The 18,243-nt window shown below is 36.5% G+C and carries 14 protein-coding genes; 9 read left to right on the top strand and 5 right to left on the bottom strand.

Translation table 11 applies throughout. The annotated features are described in order from the left end of the window. Positions 1–215: 215 nt before the first annotated feature. The 7 genes from E7Z78_RS02140 to E7Z78_RS02110 all read left to right on the top strand — a co-directional run bounded on the left by E7Z78_RS02140 (position 216) and on the right by E7Z78_RS02110 (position 13,172). The gene (locus E7Z78_RS02140) at positions 216–398 is read left to right on the top strand and encodes a hypothetical protein (protein WP_303723528.1); all 183 of its coding nucleotides are present in this window, start codon (positions 216–218) and stop codon (positions 396–398) included. Positions 399–824: 426 nt separating this feature from the next. Continuing rightward, positions 825–1,025, top strand: a complete 201-nt coding sequence (locus E7Z78_RS02135) for a hypothetical protein (RefSeq protein ID WP_303723527.1) — start codon at positions 825–827, stop codon at positions 1,023–1,025. Between the two features lie 150 nt (positions 1,026–1,175). Continuing rightward, the gene (locus E7Z78_RS02130; RefSeq protein WP_303723526.1) at positions 1,176–3,155 is read left to right on the top strand and encodes an Ig-like domain-containing protein; all 1,980 of its coding nucleotides are present in this window, start codon (positions 1,176–1,178) and stop codon (positions 3,153–3,155) included. A 225-nt stretch (positions 3,156–3,380) separates the two neighbouring features. Then, positions 3,381–5,183: an Ig-like domain-containing protein gene (locus E7Z78_RS02125; protein WP_303723525.1), complete on the top strand. Its 1,803-nt coding sequence runs from the start codon at positions 3,381–3,383 to the stop codon at positions 5,181–5,183. A gap of 240 nt (positions 5,184–5,423) precedes the next feature. Next, positions 5,424–9,320 carry an Ig-like domain-containing protein gene (locus E7Z78_RS02120; RefSeq protein ID WP_303723524.1) on the top strand — a complete coding sequence of 1,299 codons (3,897 nt, stop codon included), beginning with the start codon at positions 5,424–5,426 and terminating at the stop codon, positions 9,318–9,320. Between the two features lie 129 nt (positions 9,321–9,449). Then, positions 9,450–11,216 (top strand): Ig-like domain repeat protein, encoded by a 1,767-nt coding sequence (locus tag E7Z78_RS02115; RefSeq protein WP_303723523.1) that lies wholly within the window; start codon positions 9,450–9,452, stop codon positions 11,214–11,216. 1,029 nt (positions 11,217–12,245) lie between these two features. Next, on the top strand, positions 12,246–13,172 hold the full coding sequence (locus tag E7Z78_RS02110) for a hypothetical protein (protein ID WP_303723522.1): 927 nt from the start codon (positions 12,246–12,248) through the stop codon (positions 13,170–13,172). Positions 13,173–13,246: 74 nt separating this feature from the next. Here the strand turns inward: E7Z78_RS02110 and dmpI are convergent, their stop codons facing one another. Further along, positions 13,247–13,435, bottom strand: coding sequence for a 4-oxalocrotonate tautomerase DmpI (gene dmpI / locus E7Z78_RS02105; RefSeq protein ID WP_303723521.1), 189 nt, complete (start codon positions 13,433–13,435; stop codon positions 13,247–13,249). 63 nt (positions 13,436–13,498) lie between these two features. Here dmpI and E7Z78_RS02100 point away from each other — a divergent pair, with 63 nt between their 5' ends. Both E7Z78_RS02100 and E7Z78_RS02095 read left to right on the top strand, forming a co-directional pair. Beyond that, positions 13,499–13,957: a deoxyuridine 5'-triphosphate nucleotidohydrolase gene (locus tag E7Z78_RS02100; RefSeq protein ID WP_303723520.1), complete on the top strand. Its 459-nt coding sequence runs from the start codon at positions 13,499–13,501 to the stop codon at positions 13,955–13,957. After that, entirely contained in the window at positions 13,954–15,486 is a 1,533-nt protein-coding gene (locus E7Z78_RS02095; RefSeq protein WP_303723519.1) for a thiamine pyrophosphate-binding protein, read from the top strand. The genes E7Z78_RS02100 and E7Z78_RS02095 overlap by 4 nt, the downstream gene beginning before the upstream one ends. Here E7Z78_RS02095 and E7Z78_RS02090 read toward each other — a convergent pair. The 4 genes from E7Z78_RS02090 to E7Z78_RS02075 all read right to left on the bottom strand — a co-directional run bounded on the left by E7Z78_RS02090 (position 15,475) and on the right by E7Z78_RS02075 (position 18,217). After that, positions 15,475–15,726, bottom strand: a complete 252-nt coding sequence (locus tag E7Z78_RS02090; RefSeq protein ID WP_303723518.1) for a hypothetical protein — start codon at positions 15,724–15,726, stop codon at positions 15,475–15,477. The two genes, E7Z78_RS02095 and E7Z78_RS02090, sit on opposite strands and share 12 nt — an antisense overlap. Next, a complete protein-coding gene (locus E7Z78_RS02085) occupies positions 15,716–16,279 on the bottom strand; it encodes a DUF2953 domain-containing protein (RefSeq protein ID WP_303723517.1) in 564 nt (187 codons plus the stop codon). Before E7Z78_RS02085 ends, E7Z78_RS02090 begins: the two co-directional genes overlap by 11 nt. 29 nt (positions 16,280–16,308) lie before the next feature. After that, complete coding sequence (locus E7Z78_RS02080) at positions 16,309–16,734, bottom strand: GerW family sporulation protein (RefSeq protein WP_303723516.1); 426 nt, start codon at positions 16,732–16,734, stop codon at positions 16,309–16,311. 340 nt (positions 16,735–17,074) lie between these two features. Then, on the bottom strand, positions 17,075–18,217 hold the full coding sequence (locus tag E7Z78_RS02075) for an alanine--glyoxylate aminotransferase family protein (protein WP_303723515.1): 1,143 nt from the start codon (positions 18,215–18,217) through the stop codon (positions 17,075–17,077). Positions 18,218–18,243 lie beyond the last annotated feature (26 nt).

Genomic DNA, 18,243 nt, shown 5'->3' with positions numbered 1-18,243 from the left:
ATCAAAGGGGTCTCTTTGAACTTTCCCGGTGTCTACACAAATATTCAGGGTTATGAAAATTTATTATTTAACATCAAATTGTATTGAAAATGTTAAATTGCCTTTAAAAAACCATTTATTAAATGATTTTCCTTTTATTTCTCTTATCAAGATTTATATGCTTTCTAAACCAATTTTAAACCATGTACCTTAAAAAAATTTTTTTATTAATTTGTATGATTTTAACGTTATTGGGAAGTGAGGATCCCTTTGGGGATTATGAAAAACTTAAAGCTGAAGATACTCCGTCAATCAGGCGTGAAGACTTGCCGGATGAATTCAGTGATGAAGCTTTTAGGACTGTTGACGAGTTCATAAGAAAAACCAAAAATCTTGAATTTGAATGCGTGATGTATTGATTATGTCACAGGTGAAATCCTTAAATTTGCCTTCGGTGAAATTGATAATGTTAAACTATCCTTTGAAGATGATGAATTTGAGGATAATTATGTTGCATCAATTCACAATCATCCCTCAATTGTATACTCTCCACCATCAGGAAAAAATTTTGGAATTTTGCTCAGAGATTTTGAAGACTACGAATTGGTTGTCGGACCAAATGAATTATGGGTTTTAAAAGCAAAAGGCATTTGTCCTTTATTGCATGTTGATTTAAAATATTCTTCTTTGATGATTTTAGATTCTTGTCAAGAATATTCTAGAAAAAAATATTCAGGGCCCAAAACTAATGATATATGTGATATAATGTATGGAATAATGTTATCAAATTATATAAATGATAAAAATATACATAATATACAATTAACTAAAAAGGAGTATCGTTCATGAACATCAAATCAGCGGAGTATTCTTGTATTAAAAAACCAACAACCCCTGAAGAAATCAGGGAAATCGAGGAGCGTATAGCCGACCCATACACCTTGACGGGAATCGATAAGTTAAGGGCATTTCATGAAATGATGGGTTTGGAGTTTGATGAGAATATCTTTGAGAAAATCATCGAAGAGTATGGCCTTGACGATTAAAAAAATAAGTTTAATGAGAGTGTTTCTCCTTATTTGATTTTTACTGTTTTAATTTTTGTTTTGAACTAAATTCAATAATTATATTATTTTACGATAGTGTCATTTTCTGTTTAGTTATTTATTTATAAACTCAAACACATACTATTAAACATGAATGTTAAAAATGTTCTACTTTTGACAATGTTGGTTTTTTTAACAATCGGTGCGGTAAATGCCGCTGATAATGTTACAATTGACGATTTGGCCGATGAAAAACCTGTTGTTGATGACATTAACGTCACTTATGATGATGTGATGTGGAAGGAGAACCTGACAGACATTGAGGTTGAATTGCCTGACGACTCACAGGGGAATTTCAGCGTAATGATTGATGATGAGGTAATCTACAACCAGACAATCACCGAAAAGTCATTCAAGGTTCCGATAAAGCTTCCGGAAAAGAGGTTTTACGTGATTGCTTCAGTATGGCCTCCGATTGACTACATGACATATAAGGTTAGTGCCTTTTACAACAACGTCAATCTGAACCTTACTACTCCATTGAAGGTCATGAAATTCTCACCTCAAGCCAATTACATGCATTTTCCGGCGGAGATTCTTCATGGGGATTCTAACTCAGGTTTGATTGCATTTCCAAGATCTGCCAACGGTACAGTGGAGTTTTACATTGACGACAGGCTGATTAACAGGACAACAGCGATTCCGGTGTTCCATTGGGATGACAATCCGTTTTCTAAATTGCCATTGGGAAATCATACATTCAAGGTAATCTATTTTGGGGATAGATATTATCTTCCATACAACAAGACATTCAATTTCACGGTGGAGGATGCCGTAATCGAGATTCCAAGTACAATAAACATAGGCCATGATGACTGCATAAGCGTTTCCACTTCAGAAAAGCTTTCCGGAACCGTCAAGGTTTACATTGACGGCAAACTGGTAAGGTCATCAAAAACCCAAGGCGGATACTATGTATTGTCACTTGAAAACTTCATCAAGTACACAAACACAGAAGTGAAGGTTGTGTTTTCAAGCAAGGATTTCACAAGGACAAAAACACAAAAAATCAATTTCACCTATGACTTTGACGTATATCCGCAGTATTTCACATACGGGGATAAGAATATCCTTGAGATAATACTTCCGGACACTCTTGACAACAAGCTTCTAACAGTTACAGTCGACGGCGTGAAATATCAATTCAAGCGTTCAGTGGATGTTGTAAATAACCTGATTGAAATTGACGTTTCCAAACTGTCACAAGGCAATCATGTTCTAAACGTCACATTTGCCGGTAACGACAAGTTCTACCCGCTTTCAAGAGAATACAACCTGACAGTGGACTATGAGGTAATCTGTCCAGGTGATGTGACTTATAAGGACAACTCCAAGCTATACCTGAAATTGCCGAAAGATGCAAAAGGCGATCTCGTCGTCAGCATCAACGGCAAACACTTCAAGACTGTAAGGATGTGCAACGGATACGCTGAAGTCAGAATCGATTCACTCAAGCCTGGAATCTACAATATTGACGTGAACTATACAGGAAGCGACTACAATGTCTCCGACTATTCAATGAGAGTGTATTCCAATCCTAAAATCACCGTTGCATACAAGTTCCGCCAGGGTGAGAACAAATACATTAAGGTCAAAGTGCCTAAGGACTGCAAGGGTCATGTCATAATCAGCATCGACGGAAAGAACCATAAGGTTTTAATCAAGAATGGCATTGCCAAATACAGTCTCAAGAAGCTTAAAAAGGGCGAGCATGAGATTGAAATTGGATACTATGGTGATGATGGATACGAGGACCTTTACTATTACTATGACATAACCGTATTGAAACAGAAGGTCAAATTGACACTTGGTAAGGTCAAGGTCAAGAAATCCGCCAAGAAACTCATCATAAAGGCCAAATTGAAGGTCAACGGCAAGAAGGCGAAGGGCAAGACTGTCAAGTTCAAGTTCAACAAGAAAACCTACAAGGTAAAGACCAACAAGAAGGGCGTTGCAAAACTCACAATCAAAAAAGGCGTTCTTAAAAAACTCAAAATAGGCAAAAAGGTAAAATACCAAGTGGCTTATGGTAAAAAATCAATCAAAAGAACCGTAAAGGTTAAGGGATAGGATTACAAACCTATTCCACTTATTTTTTTTAATGTTTATTTTATATTCTATGTTTTTATTTTCATCACCAAATCATGCACATTAAAACTAAACAACTGTTCATTTTATGAATTGAAAATTTAAAACAAATAATATTTAAATTTGGATAAGGAGCATCGCTATTAAGGCGAACAGACAACAATATTTAAATATCATATATTCTATACATCTTTAACAGTGGTTTATATGAAATTTAAACATATTTTAATAATCGGAGTAATCCTATTTTTTATCACGATAGGTTCGGTCTGTGCATCGGATAACACAACAGATGATGTGCTGGCTGAGGATAATTATGAGATTGAATTGGATGAAGACGATTTATGGGAAGACGGGAACGGTGATATTGCAAGAGTATATTCACTTGATGATCTTACAGGTGAAATCAGCGTGAGCATAGATAATGTTGAGCACTTCAAGGATGATATCTCAAACTGCAAGCATTATGCTGATGATGACATTCCTGAGTATTCACATTACTACATTACACAAAAGCAATTGTCTCCGAATCTGGAAAAGGGAAAGTATAATCTTACAGTCGCCTATGGCGGCCAATCCAAAACCGGAATATTGATTATTGGAAACATTATTGAAATCGGCGATGAGGTCATTTTTGGAAACTATGATGATGATGAGTTAATTCCGTTTTGCCGCATACATGACACCGAACCAATCAATGGAACAGTCAAAATCACTTTTAATGGAACAGAATGCTTAAACAAAGAATTCTCAGGTGACTATGATTTAAATGTCATTTATCGCTCAGACTTGAGGTTTCCTAGTGGATTTAAATACGGCACATATGATGTGAAAGTGACATATGAGAAAAACGGAAAGACCTATTCAAACGAGAAGAATGTCCTGTATCACTATTATTTCCATTTGGGAATGAATTATGTCAATACCATAATATATCCTGACAAGACCATCAGGACAGATGTAAATTTCTACATAGGACTTCCAAGAAGCGCCACAGGCAATGTTGCAATCAATTTCAACGGAAAGAAGTATAACGTTGACTTGAACCTCTATTCTGAAGAGGTGTACACGGTCAAGAATGTCAAGCTGGACTTGGGCAAGCACACTGCATTTGCAACATATTCAAGCTCAAAATTCCCAAAAAGGACAGTCAACTGCACAGAAACGCTCTTGCCTGCTGTCAAATGGCCTGAAGTGATGTCCGTTGGCCAGGACGAGTACATCTACATTGCAGCTCCAAAAAACTCAAAGGGAATCGCAACGCTCTATCATGCAATAATCGAGTCTGATGATGAGGAAGGCCAATGGGTTGTTCCAACCAAGAAAATCGCTACAGTCAATGTGGTTGACGGATACGCTGTGTTTTCACTTAAAGGCTTGTCTGAAGGATCTCATCGCTTCTATTTGAACTATACCGTCAACGGCATTACCGGTGATGAGGATGGAATTCTCGTAGATGTTCTTAAAAATACCAATGGATTCTCATCATCACTGAGCGCAAGCAAAATCTATGTTGATAAGAGCGCAACCCTCACAGTCAAGGGACCATCCGGAAGCGGTAAGGTTAAAATCTATCTTGATGGTGAACTATATAAGCGTCCAAGCCTAAGCACTGGAAAAGCGAAACTGACCTTCTCCAAGCTCAAAGCCGGAACCCACAAGATTGACGTGCTCTATCAAAAGTCAGGCAAGTTCTATTCAAAGACACATTACCTGACAGTCAAGGCGCATGTCATCAAGCTGACACTTCAAAAGGTAAAGGTCAAGAAATCCGCCAAATCACTTAAAATCAAGGTGAAACTTAAGATTGACGGCAAAAAGGCCAAAAACAAAAAGGTCAAACTCAAGTTCAACAAGAAAGTTCTCAAAGTCAGAACCAACAAGAAGGGAATTGCCAAATTCAAAATAACCAAGAAGGTTTTAAAGAAACTCAAGGTGGGCAAGAAGGTCACCTACAAGGCATCCTATGGCGGAAAGACAGTCAAGCAAATTGTTAAGGTTAAAAGATAATGATTTTTTCATTATCTCTCTATTTTTTTTTAAATTTTTGCATCTATTTTTAAACGCTTGTCAATTTCAGCGTCTCTTTTTGTAGTTATATTACTTTTTGAATGTATCGATATTGCTTATTGTTAAGATTATGATTTCATTCGGTTTATTTTGAAAAATAAGAATGTATATATTATATTACATTTAAAAATAATAATTGTATTCAATTTGAATATAAGTTTTATTTAAATGTGATGTATTATGAAGTTAAAACATATATTGATTGTCAGTCTCATGCTGGCAATACTGACATTTGGCGCCGTCAGCGCATCGGATGATGCAAACAATCTGACGGCTGTGGACGATGCTGTTGTGACATCAACGGATGATGTTGCCGAGACAGTGTCTCAAGTAGAAGAGGTTGATGTCATCGCTGAGGATGATTCAGATGTAAGTGAAGTTCTTGGTGAGAAAAGTGACATGGGTTATGATATTAATTGTAAAGATGAAATAGCCGGACCTGCATTTGATGGGGAATGGGATGACTATAATGGCTATATTGGAATTAGTTTATATGACTCAAGTGAAGCTAACATGAAAATTTTCCTGGATAATGAAGAGGTAGCTAGTTTTCCGGCATATGAATTTTATGGGGATTTTTATTCTCATAGAGTGGTATTAAACAATTATGATTTGTCAATTGGAACTCACTCCGCCCGATTCGTATTTGATGGTGATGACTATTATAATCCGTTTGACATAACAAAGGAATTTGAATATTATTATATAAAAGATTACACTCCTTCTGAAATAAAAATTGGATCATGGGACACATTTTGTGTAAGTTTAGCTAAAGATGCTGGAGGTACATTAAAATTATTAATTGATGGTAATGAGGTATTTTCAGCATCAACAGATGGTTTACGAGAAGAATATGCTGAAAATCCTAGTATTCGTATTAGATGGGAGGATATGAATCTTGAATCAGATTTAGAATTTGGTCCGCATTCATATGAGCTCAGATATTCAGATGGAAAATATGATAATAAAACATTCACAGGCAATTTTAATCTTGATTATCAATTTAATGTGGAGAATGATTATCTTTATGAAGGAAATCCGGTCACCTATGGCCATTCCATAGCGTTTGACGTATATCTTCCAGACGATGCCTCTGTGGAGAATATCACTCTCATTGCTAATGATAAGCAATATTCCGTTGAAGTTGATTCAAATTATGTTTTCGTTTTCAATGACTTGGTATATGGCAAAAACAATTTAACATTCATTTATCAGGATGACAAATATCCTAAAAAGAATGTGACATGGATTTTTGATACTGTGGGCCGTATTAATGTTCCTTATGAAATTGCATTTAATGATGGCCAAACTATTGAACTCGTATTGCCTAGTGATGCACAGGGCAATCTAGAAATATATCATGCTATTGAAGATGAATGGGGGGACTTAACAATTGATGACCTTATAAAATCAACTTCTCTTAACAATGGTATTGCAAATGTTTCATTAAATGATTTTAAATTTGGAAGATACAATATTATAGTTAAATACACTGGTGAGTATGATGTTTCTCAGGTATCACAGGAAATAGTTGTAGGACCTGATGTGGTGTATAAAAAGTATTACTGGGTTGATGGTGAGAATAATTTGACTGTAAACTCTCCGGAAGGTCTTAGCGGCAAGTTCAATATAAGCATAGTTTATAATTTCTATGATGATGAATATAATTGGCAAAGTCTAGTTATTCCATTGTATGAAGGACCTGCAAGCGAAAAATTAAATATCACATTGCCTAAATTAAATATAACCTCCTATGGATACTATGGTGATGGAGACGGTTCCCAATATTATTTCAATGTAAAATATATTGAGGATGATGAAGAGTTATTTGAAAATAATTACTATTTCGATGTAAAAGCAGAAGTTCCAGTATGGGAAATGGATGTTGACTTCCCTAATACTGCTGTTAAAGGTGAAGACATCGAATGGCAAATATTGAATATTCCAAGGGCCTTGTACTCAGGATATGTAATCGTATATATTGACGATACTCCAGTATCCCGTGCTAATTATGATTATGAGGATTTAGGTTTTGATGATACAAATTACATCTCCTCTGATGTTCTTAATGCTTTGGATCAAGGCAGTCACACCTGGAAACTTGTATTTGTAGATAGGAATGATTACTATGAAAATGCCACTCAAAACGGTACCTTTGAGATTTCATGGATTGCGATTCCAAGTGAAATAACCTTAGGGGAATATAATATTTATTTTGAAACTGATGAGGATGCTACAGGTTACTTGACCCTTATAGTCGATGGAAATGAATATTCAACTGAATTCGTTCAGGATGGAAGTGCAATCATTGATTTGGATGACTTGACATTAGGAGAACATACATATGAAATCACCTATTCCGGCGATAAAAATCATGAAAAATTGACTAAAACTGGCACATTCACCGTAAAAATGTCATTTGACATCAGCATAGATGATGATGACGTATTGCCATTAATGGAAAGGTATGTTATTGATGTTGATTTGCCTGATGATGCAACAGGTAATGTTTTGATAAACATTGGTGGTAACAACTACACTAGTGAAGTCATAAACGGTAGCGCAAAAGTTATCGTGACAGGTTTATCTGAAGGGGAACATGTCATTGTAGCTAAATACTCAGGGGACAGCAAATATCCTTCTCAAGAAATTACAAGGAGCTTTGAGATTGAAGGTTATAGAATTATCGTTGAATATGATGAGGATGATATTCCAACTTCATTCACATTGCTATTGCCAAGTGATGCAGACGGGTGGTTGATTGTTTCGAATGAGCTTGAATATTCAGAATATAAACGTGCTCCGATTGAGGAGGGTAAAGTAAAAATCTTGGTTTCAGATTTAGGATTATCATACGGTGTGTATCCGCTTGAAATTAGATATGAACAGGAAGATTATAAATATGATGTAAGCCATGAGCATGTTTCACTTGAACTTAAACCAAAAGTTGATATAATCGAAGATGTATTAATCGGTGAAAGTTCTAAAGTAGATATTGATGTTGGTGATGCTGAAGGTAGCATTATCATCAAAATAAATGATGAAGTATTTTCTACAGAAGAAATCAAAGACGGTAAGGTTAGCGTAAGCATTCCATCAGATAAACTTAATCTGGGTGAGAATATCGTAACACTTGAATATCAGGGTGATGATTTACCTGAAAACTCCTTCTCAGAATATGACGGGGAGGTTGACGATTATGTGCCAACCAAATATTATGTATATGTCACACCTAAAGATTTAACAATTCCAGATGACTTTGCAGCTGACGGATCCGGAAATATCACTTTGGAATTGCCTGAAGGATCAAGCGGAAACGTGAATGTTTATGTGGATGGGGAACTAGTATCAACAACTCCAGTGGCTGGCGGAACCAATACTGTCCCAGTATCCGGTTTGCCTACTGGTAATCACAATGTAAGAGTTGAATATGAGGATGAAAACGGTCAAACATATTCCACATCAAATGAAGTTAACGTTCCAAAACCTGAACCGAAAATGGACATTGCAACACCAACCGACAGCACCAATCCGGAATTCTCCATCAGCTTGCCTGAAGATGCAACAGGCAGCTTGATTGTAACTGTTGACGGTAAAAGTTACACCGCTGATTTGGTCAACGGTAAGGCAACAGTTTCAGTTCCTGGTTTGGAAGATGGTAATCATAACGTGACCGTAAAATACACTGGTGATAAAAACTATGCAGGATTTACCAAAAACACTAATGTTGTTGTGAATACAACTCCTAAAAAAGAGGACACCAAACCTGCACCTGCACCTGCTAAAAAAGCGGATAAAATCACCTTAAAACTCAAAAAGGTTAAAAAGGTCAAAAGGTCCGCTAAAAAACTTGTGATTAAAGCCACCCTTAAAATCAACGGCAAGGCGGTTAAAGGCAAAAAGCTGAAATTCAAGTTCAACAAGAAAACCTACACTGCAAAAACCAACAAGAAGGGTGTTGCAAAAATTACCGTTAAGAAAAAAGTTCTTAAAAAACTCAAAGCAGGCAAAAAGGTAAAAATCCAAGTGTCCTACGGTAAAAAAACAGTTAAACAAAAAGTTAAAGTTAAAAAATAAGGATTGATTTCCTTATTTTCTTTTTTTTATTTTTAACCCAATGTATAATATTTTATATACAATCAAGTTAAGAAATATTTATATAAACTTAATTAGGGTTGTTTTGTTTTGAAATTTAATAATATATTATTGATTAGTTTATTTTTAATATTCATTTTCACTCTTGGTGCGGTCAGCGCCAGTGAAAATGCGACTGATGAAATTGAGATTTCAGAGGATACTGACAATCTAGGGGATGTGGAAATTCCATTAGATGAGGAAGAGGACTTTGAAATTGGTGAAGATACAATTACTATTACTATACCTGATGGTACTAAAGGTACCTTGTCAGTTAATATTGATGGTAAAGCTGCGGGGTTAAATTACAATGATGATGAAGGATACATTGAAGTTTATAATGATAATTCCTACAGCAAGTCTTTAGTACTGCCAAATAATGATGACTATAATTATGAGGAAGACGAGAATATATGGGATTATGATATCATATTGGATAAATTAAATCCAGGCATTTATAATATTGATGTTATATTTAAGGTTACTGGAGGTGAAACATTCTCAAATTCATCAAGAATAACCCTGCATAATCCCGGTCAAATAATTGAGGACGATGACATGGATGTGGAGATAGATGCTGAAGACACCTATATCTACTCAAAGGCAGGCAATATAATTAGCATCACCGCCCCTTCAAGCATTATTAAGGACTTGAACATTAAAATAAATGATGTTCAATATTACGCTGAGGAAAAATCATCTACAGAGGTATATGTGGACATATCTTCACTGCCTCTTGGCGAGTACACTATTGTTGTGACTTATAATAACAGCCAAAACTCCACTAATGCATCATTTGAGGTCATAAATGCCATTGATGCTCCCGAAGAGATGACTTATGGGGATTCTAAAGAGGTTACATTAACACTGGCTGCTGATGCTGAAGGCAGTCTGAAAGTGACAATTGACGGAAAGGTTATCGGCACTGTCCAACTGGTTAATGGGGTTGCAAAAGTTCAAATTCCACAATTGAGCGTTGGAACTCATGATATTGAAGCTGAATACACTGGTGAGGACTATGATGTGGATTATATTGATGAAATTGAAGTTATTCCAAGAATAACTCTTCCAGCGCAGATGAATGCGGGTGAAAACAAGTTTTTAACAATTGAAATCGGAAACACAACCGGAACCGTTGAAATCACTGCAGATTGGGATCATTATGCCACTCTTAAATTTTCTAATAGTGCAAACATCTCCCTGGCTGGTTTGGATGACGGTGAAATCACAATTGGAGTCGTTTTCTTTGATGATAATGGATTATACAGATTTGAAGAGGACGAGTATGAAGTACTTGTCAAATCAGTTCCCCCTAGATTAACAGGCCCGTCAAGTGTTCAGATGGTCTACACCAAGTCAGGCCAATACAAGGTTAAGGCTTACGACACCAACGCAAAACCTGCCGAAAAGGGTGATTTGGTTGAATTCAAGATAGGTAAAAAGACATATAAGGCATACACTGACAATAACGGTGTTGCAACATTCAAGATACCTGCTTCTCTTGCTCCGGGCAAGTACAAAATTTCAGCAAGCTATGAAGGAGCATCCGCTAATGCCAATCTGGTTGTTAAACACCTTTTGAAACTTAAGAAAGTTAAAAAAGTTAAAAAATCAGCCAAAAAGATAGTCTTGAAGGCAACAGTCAAGAACGTCAAAAACAAGAAGGTTGTTTTCAAGTTCAAGGGCAAAAAATACACTGCAAAAACCAACAAGAAGGGTGTTGCAAAGGTTACAATTAAAAAATCAGTCTTGAAAAAGCTTAAGGTTGGAAAAAAGGTAACCTATCAGGCAACTTACCTTAAGGATACAGTTAAAAAAACAGTTAAAGTTAAAAAATAGAGTTTAACACTCTATTTTTCCATATTTTTATTTTAATCGATTTACTGGTAAAAAATATTTTTCAAGTAACTTCCTATTTTCACTCGTTTTCAGCTAATTTTTACCCATCATTTCCTTTTCACTTATCATTTCTTTAAAATATCCGCAGATTCAATTTACAAGGTAACGTTTTCATATGTTTTCAGCCCTATTGATTTTTCAAGTTCACTATCGAATTCACCAGAAATTCATGACTGATCCATATTTTTACATCATTTGATGTGGATTCATCTGTTTTGTTTGGCTCAGATTCATTTGCCGATTCATTTTTTAATGTTTGTCCTTAAAATTATTAATACAAATCACTCAACCATCAACATTATCTCCTCTCCAATTAAAATATTGCAGCGGTAATTTGGAAATATTTTACACTGATGGGATTGCCTTCAACAATACATGTGTTTAAAATTTATTTTTAGCCTGTTTTAAGTCAGTTATTGAAAATATTTTCTGTTCTAATAATTGTCATTTTCTTGATTTAATTAAATTTAAAATCAGTTATCCTTCCATATTTGGCAATGAAGATTTCTCTGTAATATTTTCAGCGATTGTAAGGTCAATGACCCCTTTTCCAAAATGTCATATATACTTTACTTTTTCACCAAAATCCTGCAGATGACACATAATTTTTACAAAATTTTAAAAATCAGACGATCATCATCTTAAATAATAAATAACATTCTCATAATTTCAAATCAATCCCAATAATAAATTAAAAGACATTTAATCAGATTTAAATCAATATCCATCGGTTATTGTAATAATTTTTCCTGCCAGTAACTCCATTTTTTAACCACATTTTAAGTATTACTGAAGGTGAATCAAAATCAAGATTAAATAACATCAAAAACATTAAATAATTATTTTTTGAATGTTTTAAGCAGTATTTATATTTTTTTTAAAAAAATCTCCAATATTAACTTTTTACAGTTGAAATGCACCTCTCTTTAGGGAAAAATTTTATAAAATATTCAGACAAATATTAACTTGATGAGTGAAAAGTACATTCGTGAAAACAAGAATTCATGCACAATATACAAGAGTTCGAAAAACTATGGAAAATTCAGAAATCTTGATGATGCAATACTTGCACGTGACATCCTGATTGAAAATGACTGGGACATTGAGATGATTCCCGAAATCATAAAGGATGATGATGACTATATCATAGCCAAGGTCATAGAGGACAAGCTGCACTTTCTTGCAAGATATAAAACACGGCCAACTGAAGAGCAGATTCAAAGGCATGTCAAGAAGTTCATGAGAAACCCGAACAACTCGAAGTATGGACTGAACATATCAAGAATATTTGAAACCTTCATAATACAGAAGATGATTGCAGGTGACGAGTATATATTCGGATACTATGACAATCTTGAGGATGCGGAGTTTGTGAGAAACTTCCTGATGGATCACATGTGGAACGTCAATGAGTTTTCTCAGATTGAATATGATGATGAAAAGAACAACTACAAAATCATTGAGGTTATTGATGATAAGGCATATGTGATAGACTCATACATGACAAGGGATGAAATTAACATGACAAGTTCACATGAGAAATTCCTCAATAAAATCTCAAAGCACAAGCTGGGCCTTGCATCACACCCATACCTTGACGAGCTGACTGATAAAATTTCAGAACTTGAGGAAAGATTCAATGTCAAAGTCAGCGATGATACTTGGAGTCTTGACAACACTCACGACCCACTTAATGACATAATATTCACATTGACCCCTTGGCAAAAGACAGTCTATGATGCGGTCAACGAGTCAACAATCGATGAGATTGAAAAGGCTCTTTCAAGGTACAGGTCAAAAAACTTCACACAAAAAATAGAAAAAAACCTGAACGAACTGATTGAGATGAAGTTAATCCGCAAAAATCAAGATGTTTATATTAAAAGAAAAATATAAATTACATTATAGTTCTTTTTTGGTTTGAACTATATGGGGAGATTTTGTCATTGTTCTCCCCAACTAATTCAAAATTATTGTCTGTCGCTTAAAAGCTCACCGGCAACGCCGATGCTTTCCTTAGGATAAGCCTGTACCAGAACAGTGATTGCTTCAATAGGCAAGTCATATGCCTCAGCAACTGTTTCAGATACCTTTTTAACCATTTCTCTTTTTTTCTCAACACTTATTCCGTCGTTTCCAGCTATTGTAATTACAGGCATTTTATCACCATTTAACTATATTAACAAAATCAAATAAATAAGTTATTAATAGATGTGATAATTATGCTTGGTGAAGAAGAACTTGTTAAACTGTTTCCTGATTTTGCAGATCTTGTGCAACCATCAGGAATTGACCTTGAACTTGATAAGATTTATGTGCAGAAAAGCGGAGGCTCACTCATTGACAATGAAAAGACCCTCCCGGAAATCGAGGAGCTTCCAGGTGAGGTATACACACTGAAGCCCCACACTGCATACCTTGCAAGCATCAAAAGGAAAGTCAAAATCCCAAAGGGATACACCATGCTTTACCTTCCACGCTCAACACTTCTAAGGTCATTCATATCAGTCCAGACCGCAGTGGGGGACCCTGGCTTTTACGGAACACTCATGTTCATGATATACAATCACGGTGAGTTTGACTATAAAATCAAGTCAGGAGACCGCATAGCACAGGCTGTGGTTTACCCGGTTAAGGGGTCAGGCGAGTACAACGGCTCATACCAGGAGGCCGAAGAGTGAACGTTGCTGATAAAATCGTGAAAATACTTGAGGAAGAGGGAATCGATACAGTCTTCGGTGTTCCCGGTGAGCAGATAATGCCATTATACAAGGCGTTGTCATCATCAAGTGTTAATCACGTTCTCACAAGACACGAACAGGCAGCTGCACATGCCGCTGACGGTTTTACACGTTCAAGCGGAAAGATTGGAGTGTGTGTTACAACAGCCTCTCCAGGGGCATTGAACACTACCATGGCATTGGCCACAGCATTCAAGGACAATGTGCCAATGCTTATATTGACCGGGGACAATGAACTGCAGTACCGTGGCACTGACCACTTCCAGACAACACCTCAATTTGAAATCTTCAAGCATATCACACAGGCATCATACAATCCATTGAACGGAACAGAGGCAATGTATGTCTTAAGGGCAGCAATCTATGAGCTCAAGACAATCCCGAAAGGCCCGATTCACATCAACCTTGCAAAGGACGTGCTTTTAGAGGAGGACTTTAACGATTTTGACTTATGTTACTTATGTGAGGATGACCTTTCAAAAATCTCAGATGCACAGGAGCTGATTGACTCAGCCGAAAAACCGTTGCTGATTCTAGGTGCAGGTGCAATCACACAATCTGAAAGGATCAATGAAATTGTTCACAAACATGGAATTCCAGTCACCACAACATTTCACGCAAAGGGAATTGTCAGTGAGGATGATGAGCTTAACCTGGGATTGTGTGGCATAAGGGCAAATGCCCAATCAAAGTATGCAATCGAAAATGCAGATTGTATCATAGGTCTTGGAATGAAGGCAAGTGAAAGGACACTGCCAAAATTGCCTGACAACTTCATACATGTGAACCTGAATAAGGATGTTCTGGTTGGCGACTATCCGATTCATGGAAAGGTTGAGGATTTCATAAGTGAAATCAACTTCCATGATGTTGACTGGATTGCAGAGATTTTGGAGCATGATGACTCATACCACTTGAAGGGTCTTGATGATGATTTGAAACCTCAAGCGGCAATCAAGAGGATACTTGAAAAATTCCCAGACAACATCATTGTTTCCGATGCGGGCTCACACACAACATGGACAACTCTTCTTAAAAAATCCCTAAAACCAAGACAGTTATTGTTCTCAGGTGCGATGGCGCCGATGGGCTATGGTGTTCCGGCTGCAATTGGGGCCAGCATTGCAACATCAGAAAAAATCATTGTCATTAACGGTGACGGTGACTTTCAGATGAACCTTCAGGAACTTGCAACAATCAGGGAAAATGACTTGGACATAATAATATTCATACTGAACAATTCAGAGTTTGGAATCATCAGGCAATGGGAGGAGGACTTCTACGGCATGGACCCATACCAGGTTGCACTCAAAAATCCAAGCTTCACAAAATTGGCATCAAGCTATGGCATTGATGCGATACGCGCAGATAATCTGGAAGACCTTGAGTTGATACTGGAAAATGACTTGGAAGGTCCATTGGTTGTTGAGGTGATTGTTGAAAGTGAAAACATTCCCCTACCTGAGTAAGCAATTTTTCACAAATTCTTCAATAATTACGTTAATGTCAACAGTCTCATCTAGGGGTGCGAAGTAATATTCGCCATTTTCTTCATAAATTATTCCGACTGGTGTTATGCTTGCTGATGTCAGTTTGTCTTTCATGGTTAGAACTCTGGTCTTGTAGGCAAATGTGAACCCACATACTTCACGAAACTCGAAACCAATAGTCTCGTTTATGCTGAACATGTCCATGAGCTCATCTTTCATCAAGCACACCCCTTATCAATTTTCTAACATCACCGTTTAAAATAAGTTTAACAGTTGGGACTATAAGCTTCAGAGGATAAATCTCAAGATTGTTTTCACCGTACCCGTCAAGCACACTACCGGTGAATGACGGTTCGGCACTTATCTGCATTTTCTTATGCATCGGATTAACGATTGCACATATTGCCCAGATGATGCCGATATATTCCCCTGTATCAGCGTAACTGTCCATTCCGAAAATGAGGTGGTTTTGGATCTTTTGGATTTTCATGCTTTTAAGGACGGATTTCAGATAATTCTTCAAGTCTTTAAAGCATGGCTTGGCCAGTTCAAATATCTTTTTAAAGTCACGGTCCTTACTCTCTTTTTTATCATCTTCTTTTTCTTTATTATCTTCGCTAGGCCAGTTGAGAGAGTAAACCTTTAATTTCTTAAAAATAAGTATTTTTAAACATCCTTTGACTTCACTACCTTTCTTATTATACTCAAGACTTATTCTAATTCCAATTATGAGTAAAATAATAATAAATAAGATGATTATTAGTATAATCATCCCTAGGATGTTTAACATGTAGTAAAGTCCTATTCTTCTGTAGTGTCTTCGGTTGTGCTGAATTCAGGTTCGATGTATTCGGATTCGTCATAGTATACATCTTGGCCTTGCTGTGAATCCAGGAAGTTTTTCACAAGATCGGTAATGATTAGTCCGATATCGGAAATTGCCTTGTTGGTTTCGGTTCCTTTGCTTAAGTCAAGCACGCGAACTCCTTCAGCGTCATTTCCCTTTTTAGGAATCATAACCATTGATATAGGTTCAACTCCGGCACCAGCACCTGCAGCGTCACTGCCTTCGCTACCTAAAATGTTTTCTCCAGCACCGAATCCAACTCCCATTTTCATTACAGGAATCAGGATTTTATCTTCGGTTTCTATTGGAGTGCCTATTACATTATCGACATTTATTAATTTGCGTAATTCTTCTACGGTTGTTTTAATATTATCTGACATAGTTTCACATCCTATTATTGTTAGTATTTATGTTGTTGATATGTTAAATAAGTTTAGGAAAATTTTTGAGTAATACTTTTTTCACTTATAAGACATAAATTTCAAGTGTAACTTATACCTTATAACTACCTTGAGACATGTATTTCAAGTGTAACTTTTAACTTATAACTACTTTTTCGAGACGTGCATTTCAAGTGTAACTTTTAACTTATAAGGTATCATAAAAAATCAATGTAAAAAATATTTTACTTATAAGTTAGAACATGCATTTCAAGTGTAAAAAAACAGGTACTTATAACTTATAACAATGATAAATCAATAAAAAAAGAAGAAATCAGAATCATAAGTATGATTCTGCAATTGATGCAACACCTGCACCAGCGTCTTCGATTACGCCTAAACCTTTTAAGGTCATTCCGATAGCACCAAAGGTTTGGAGTAATTCCTTGTAGGAAATATTTCCCATGTGTCCGATTCTGAAAATGTTTCCTTTCAAGTGATCTTGACCGCCAGCCAATTCAACGCCGTATTTGTCACGGGTAGTTCCTCTAAAGTCACTGTCAGCAACTCCTTCAGGCATTTTAACTGCGGTTACGGTAGCAGATGAAACAGCTTCATCAGCGAATAATTCTAATCCTAATGCTTTAACAGCATCAACACTTGCTTTAGCAGCCTTGTGGTGACGTGCAACCCTGTTGTCAAGTCCTTCTTCCATAATCATTTTCAATGCTTCGTTCATTGCGTATGTAAGTGAAACTGAAGGAGTGTATGGGGTTTCAGGAGGCACTTTGTTTCCGCTTTTTCTTGCAGCTTTCATGTCCAAATAGAAAGTGTTGGTTTCCACTTTGTCAACTGCAGCCCAAGCGTCGTCACTTAAGGTGATTGCACCCATTCCAGGTGGTGCTGCGATACATTTTTGGGAACCGGTAAGACAAACGTCAATTCCGAACTTGTCGACGTTCACTTCATCTCCTGCAAGGGAGGATACTGTGTCCACGATGTATAATGCATCATAGTTTTTCATTACTTTACCTATTTCTTCAATAGGTGCTGCTACACCGGTAGAAGTTTCGTTGTGGATTACACTAACAGCTTTGATGTCTTCATCAGCTTCAAGAGCTTCTTCAATAGCTTCAGGGGTTACAGCTGTTCCCCATTCAACTGCAAGTTCTTGGGTGTCGATTCCATGGGTTTGAGCGATTTTCATGAATCTTTCACCGAATTTTCCACCTACGACATTTAACATTTTTTCGCCAGGAGCAACAGTGTTAGCGATTCCAGCTTCCATTGCTGCAGTTCCTGATCCGGTTAATAAATAAGAGTCATTTTGGGTTTGGAAAACTTTACTCATTAATTCAGTAGTTTCTGTTAAAATTTCACCATATTTGGCTCCCCTATGGTTAACAACAGCTTGTGACATTGCATTGAGTACTCTTGGGTGTACTGTTGTTGGTCCTGGAAGCATTAATAAGATATCATTCATTAAATTTCCTCCAATATGTAGCTTTT

This window comes from Methanobrevibacter thaueri (assembly GCF_015062915.1).
In the GTDB taxonomy this organism is placed as follows: domain Archaea; phylum Methanobacteriota; class Methanobacteria; order Methanobacteriales; family Methanobacteriaceae; genus Methanocatella; species Methanocatella thaueri_B.
The sequence above is the reverse complement of the archived record's forward strand: the minus strand, read 5'-3'. Positions and strand labels throughout refer to the sequence as shown.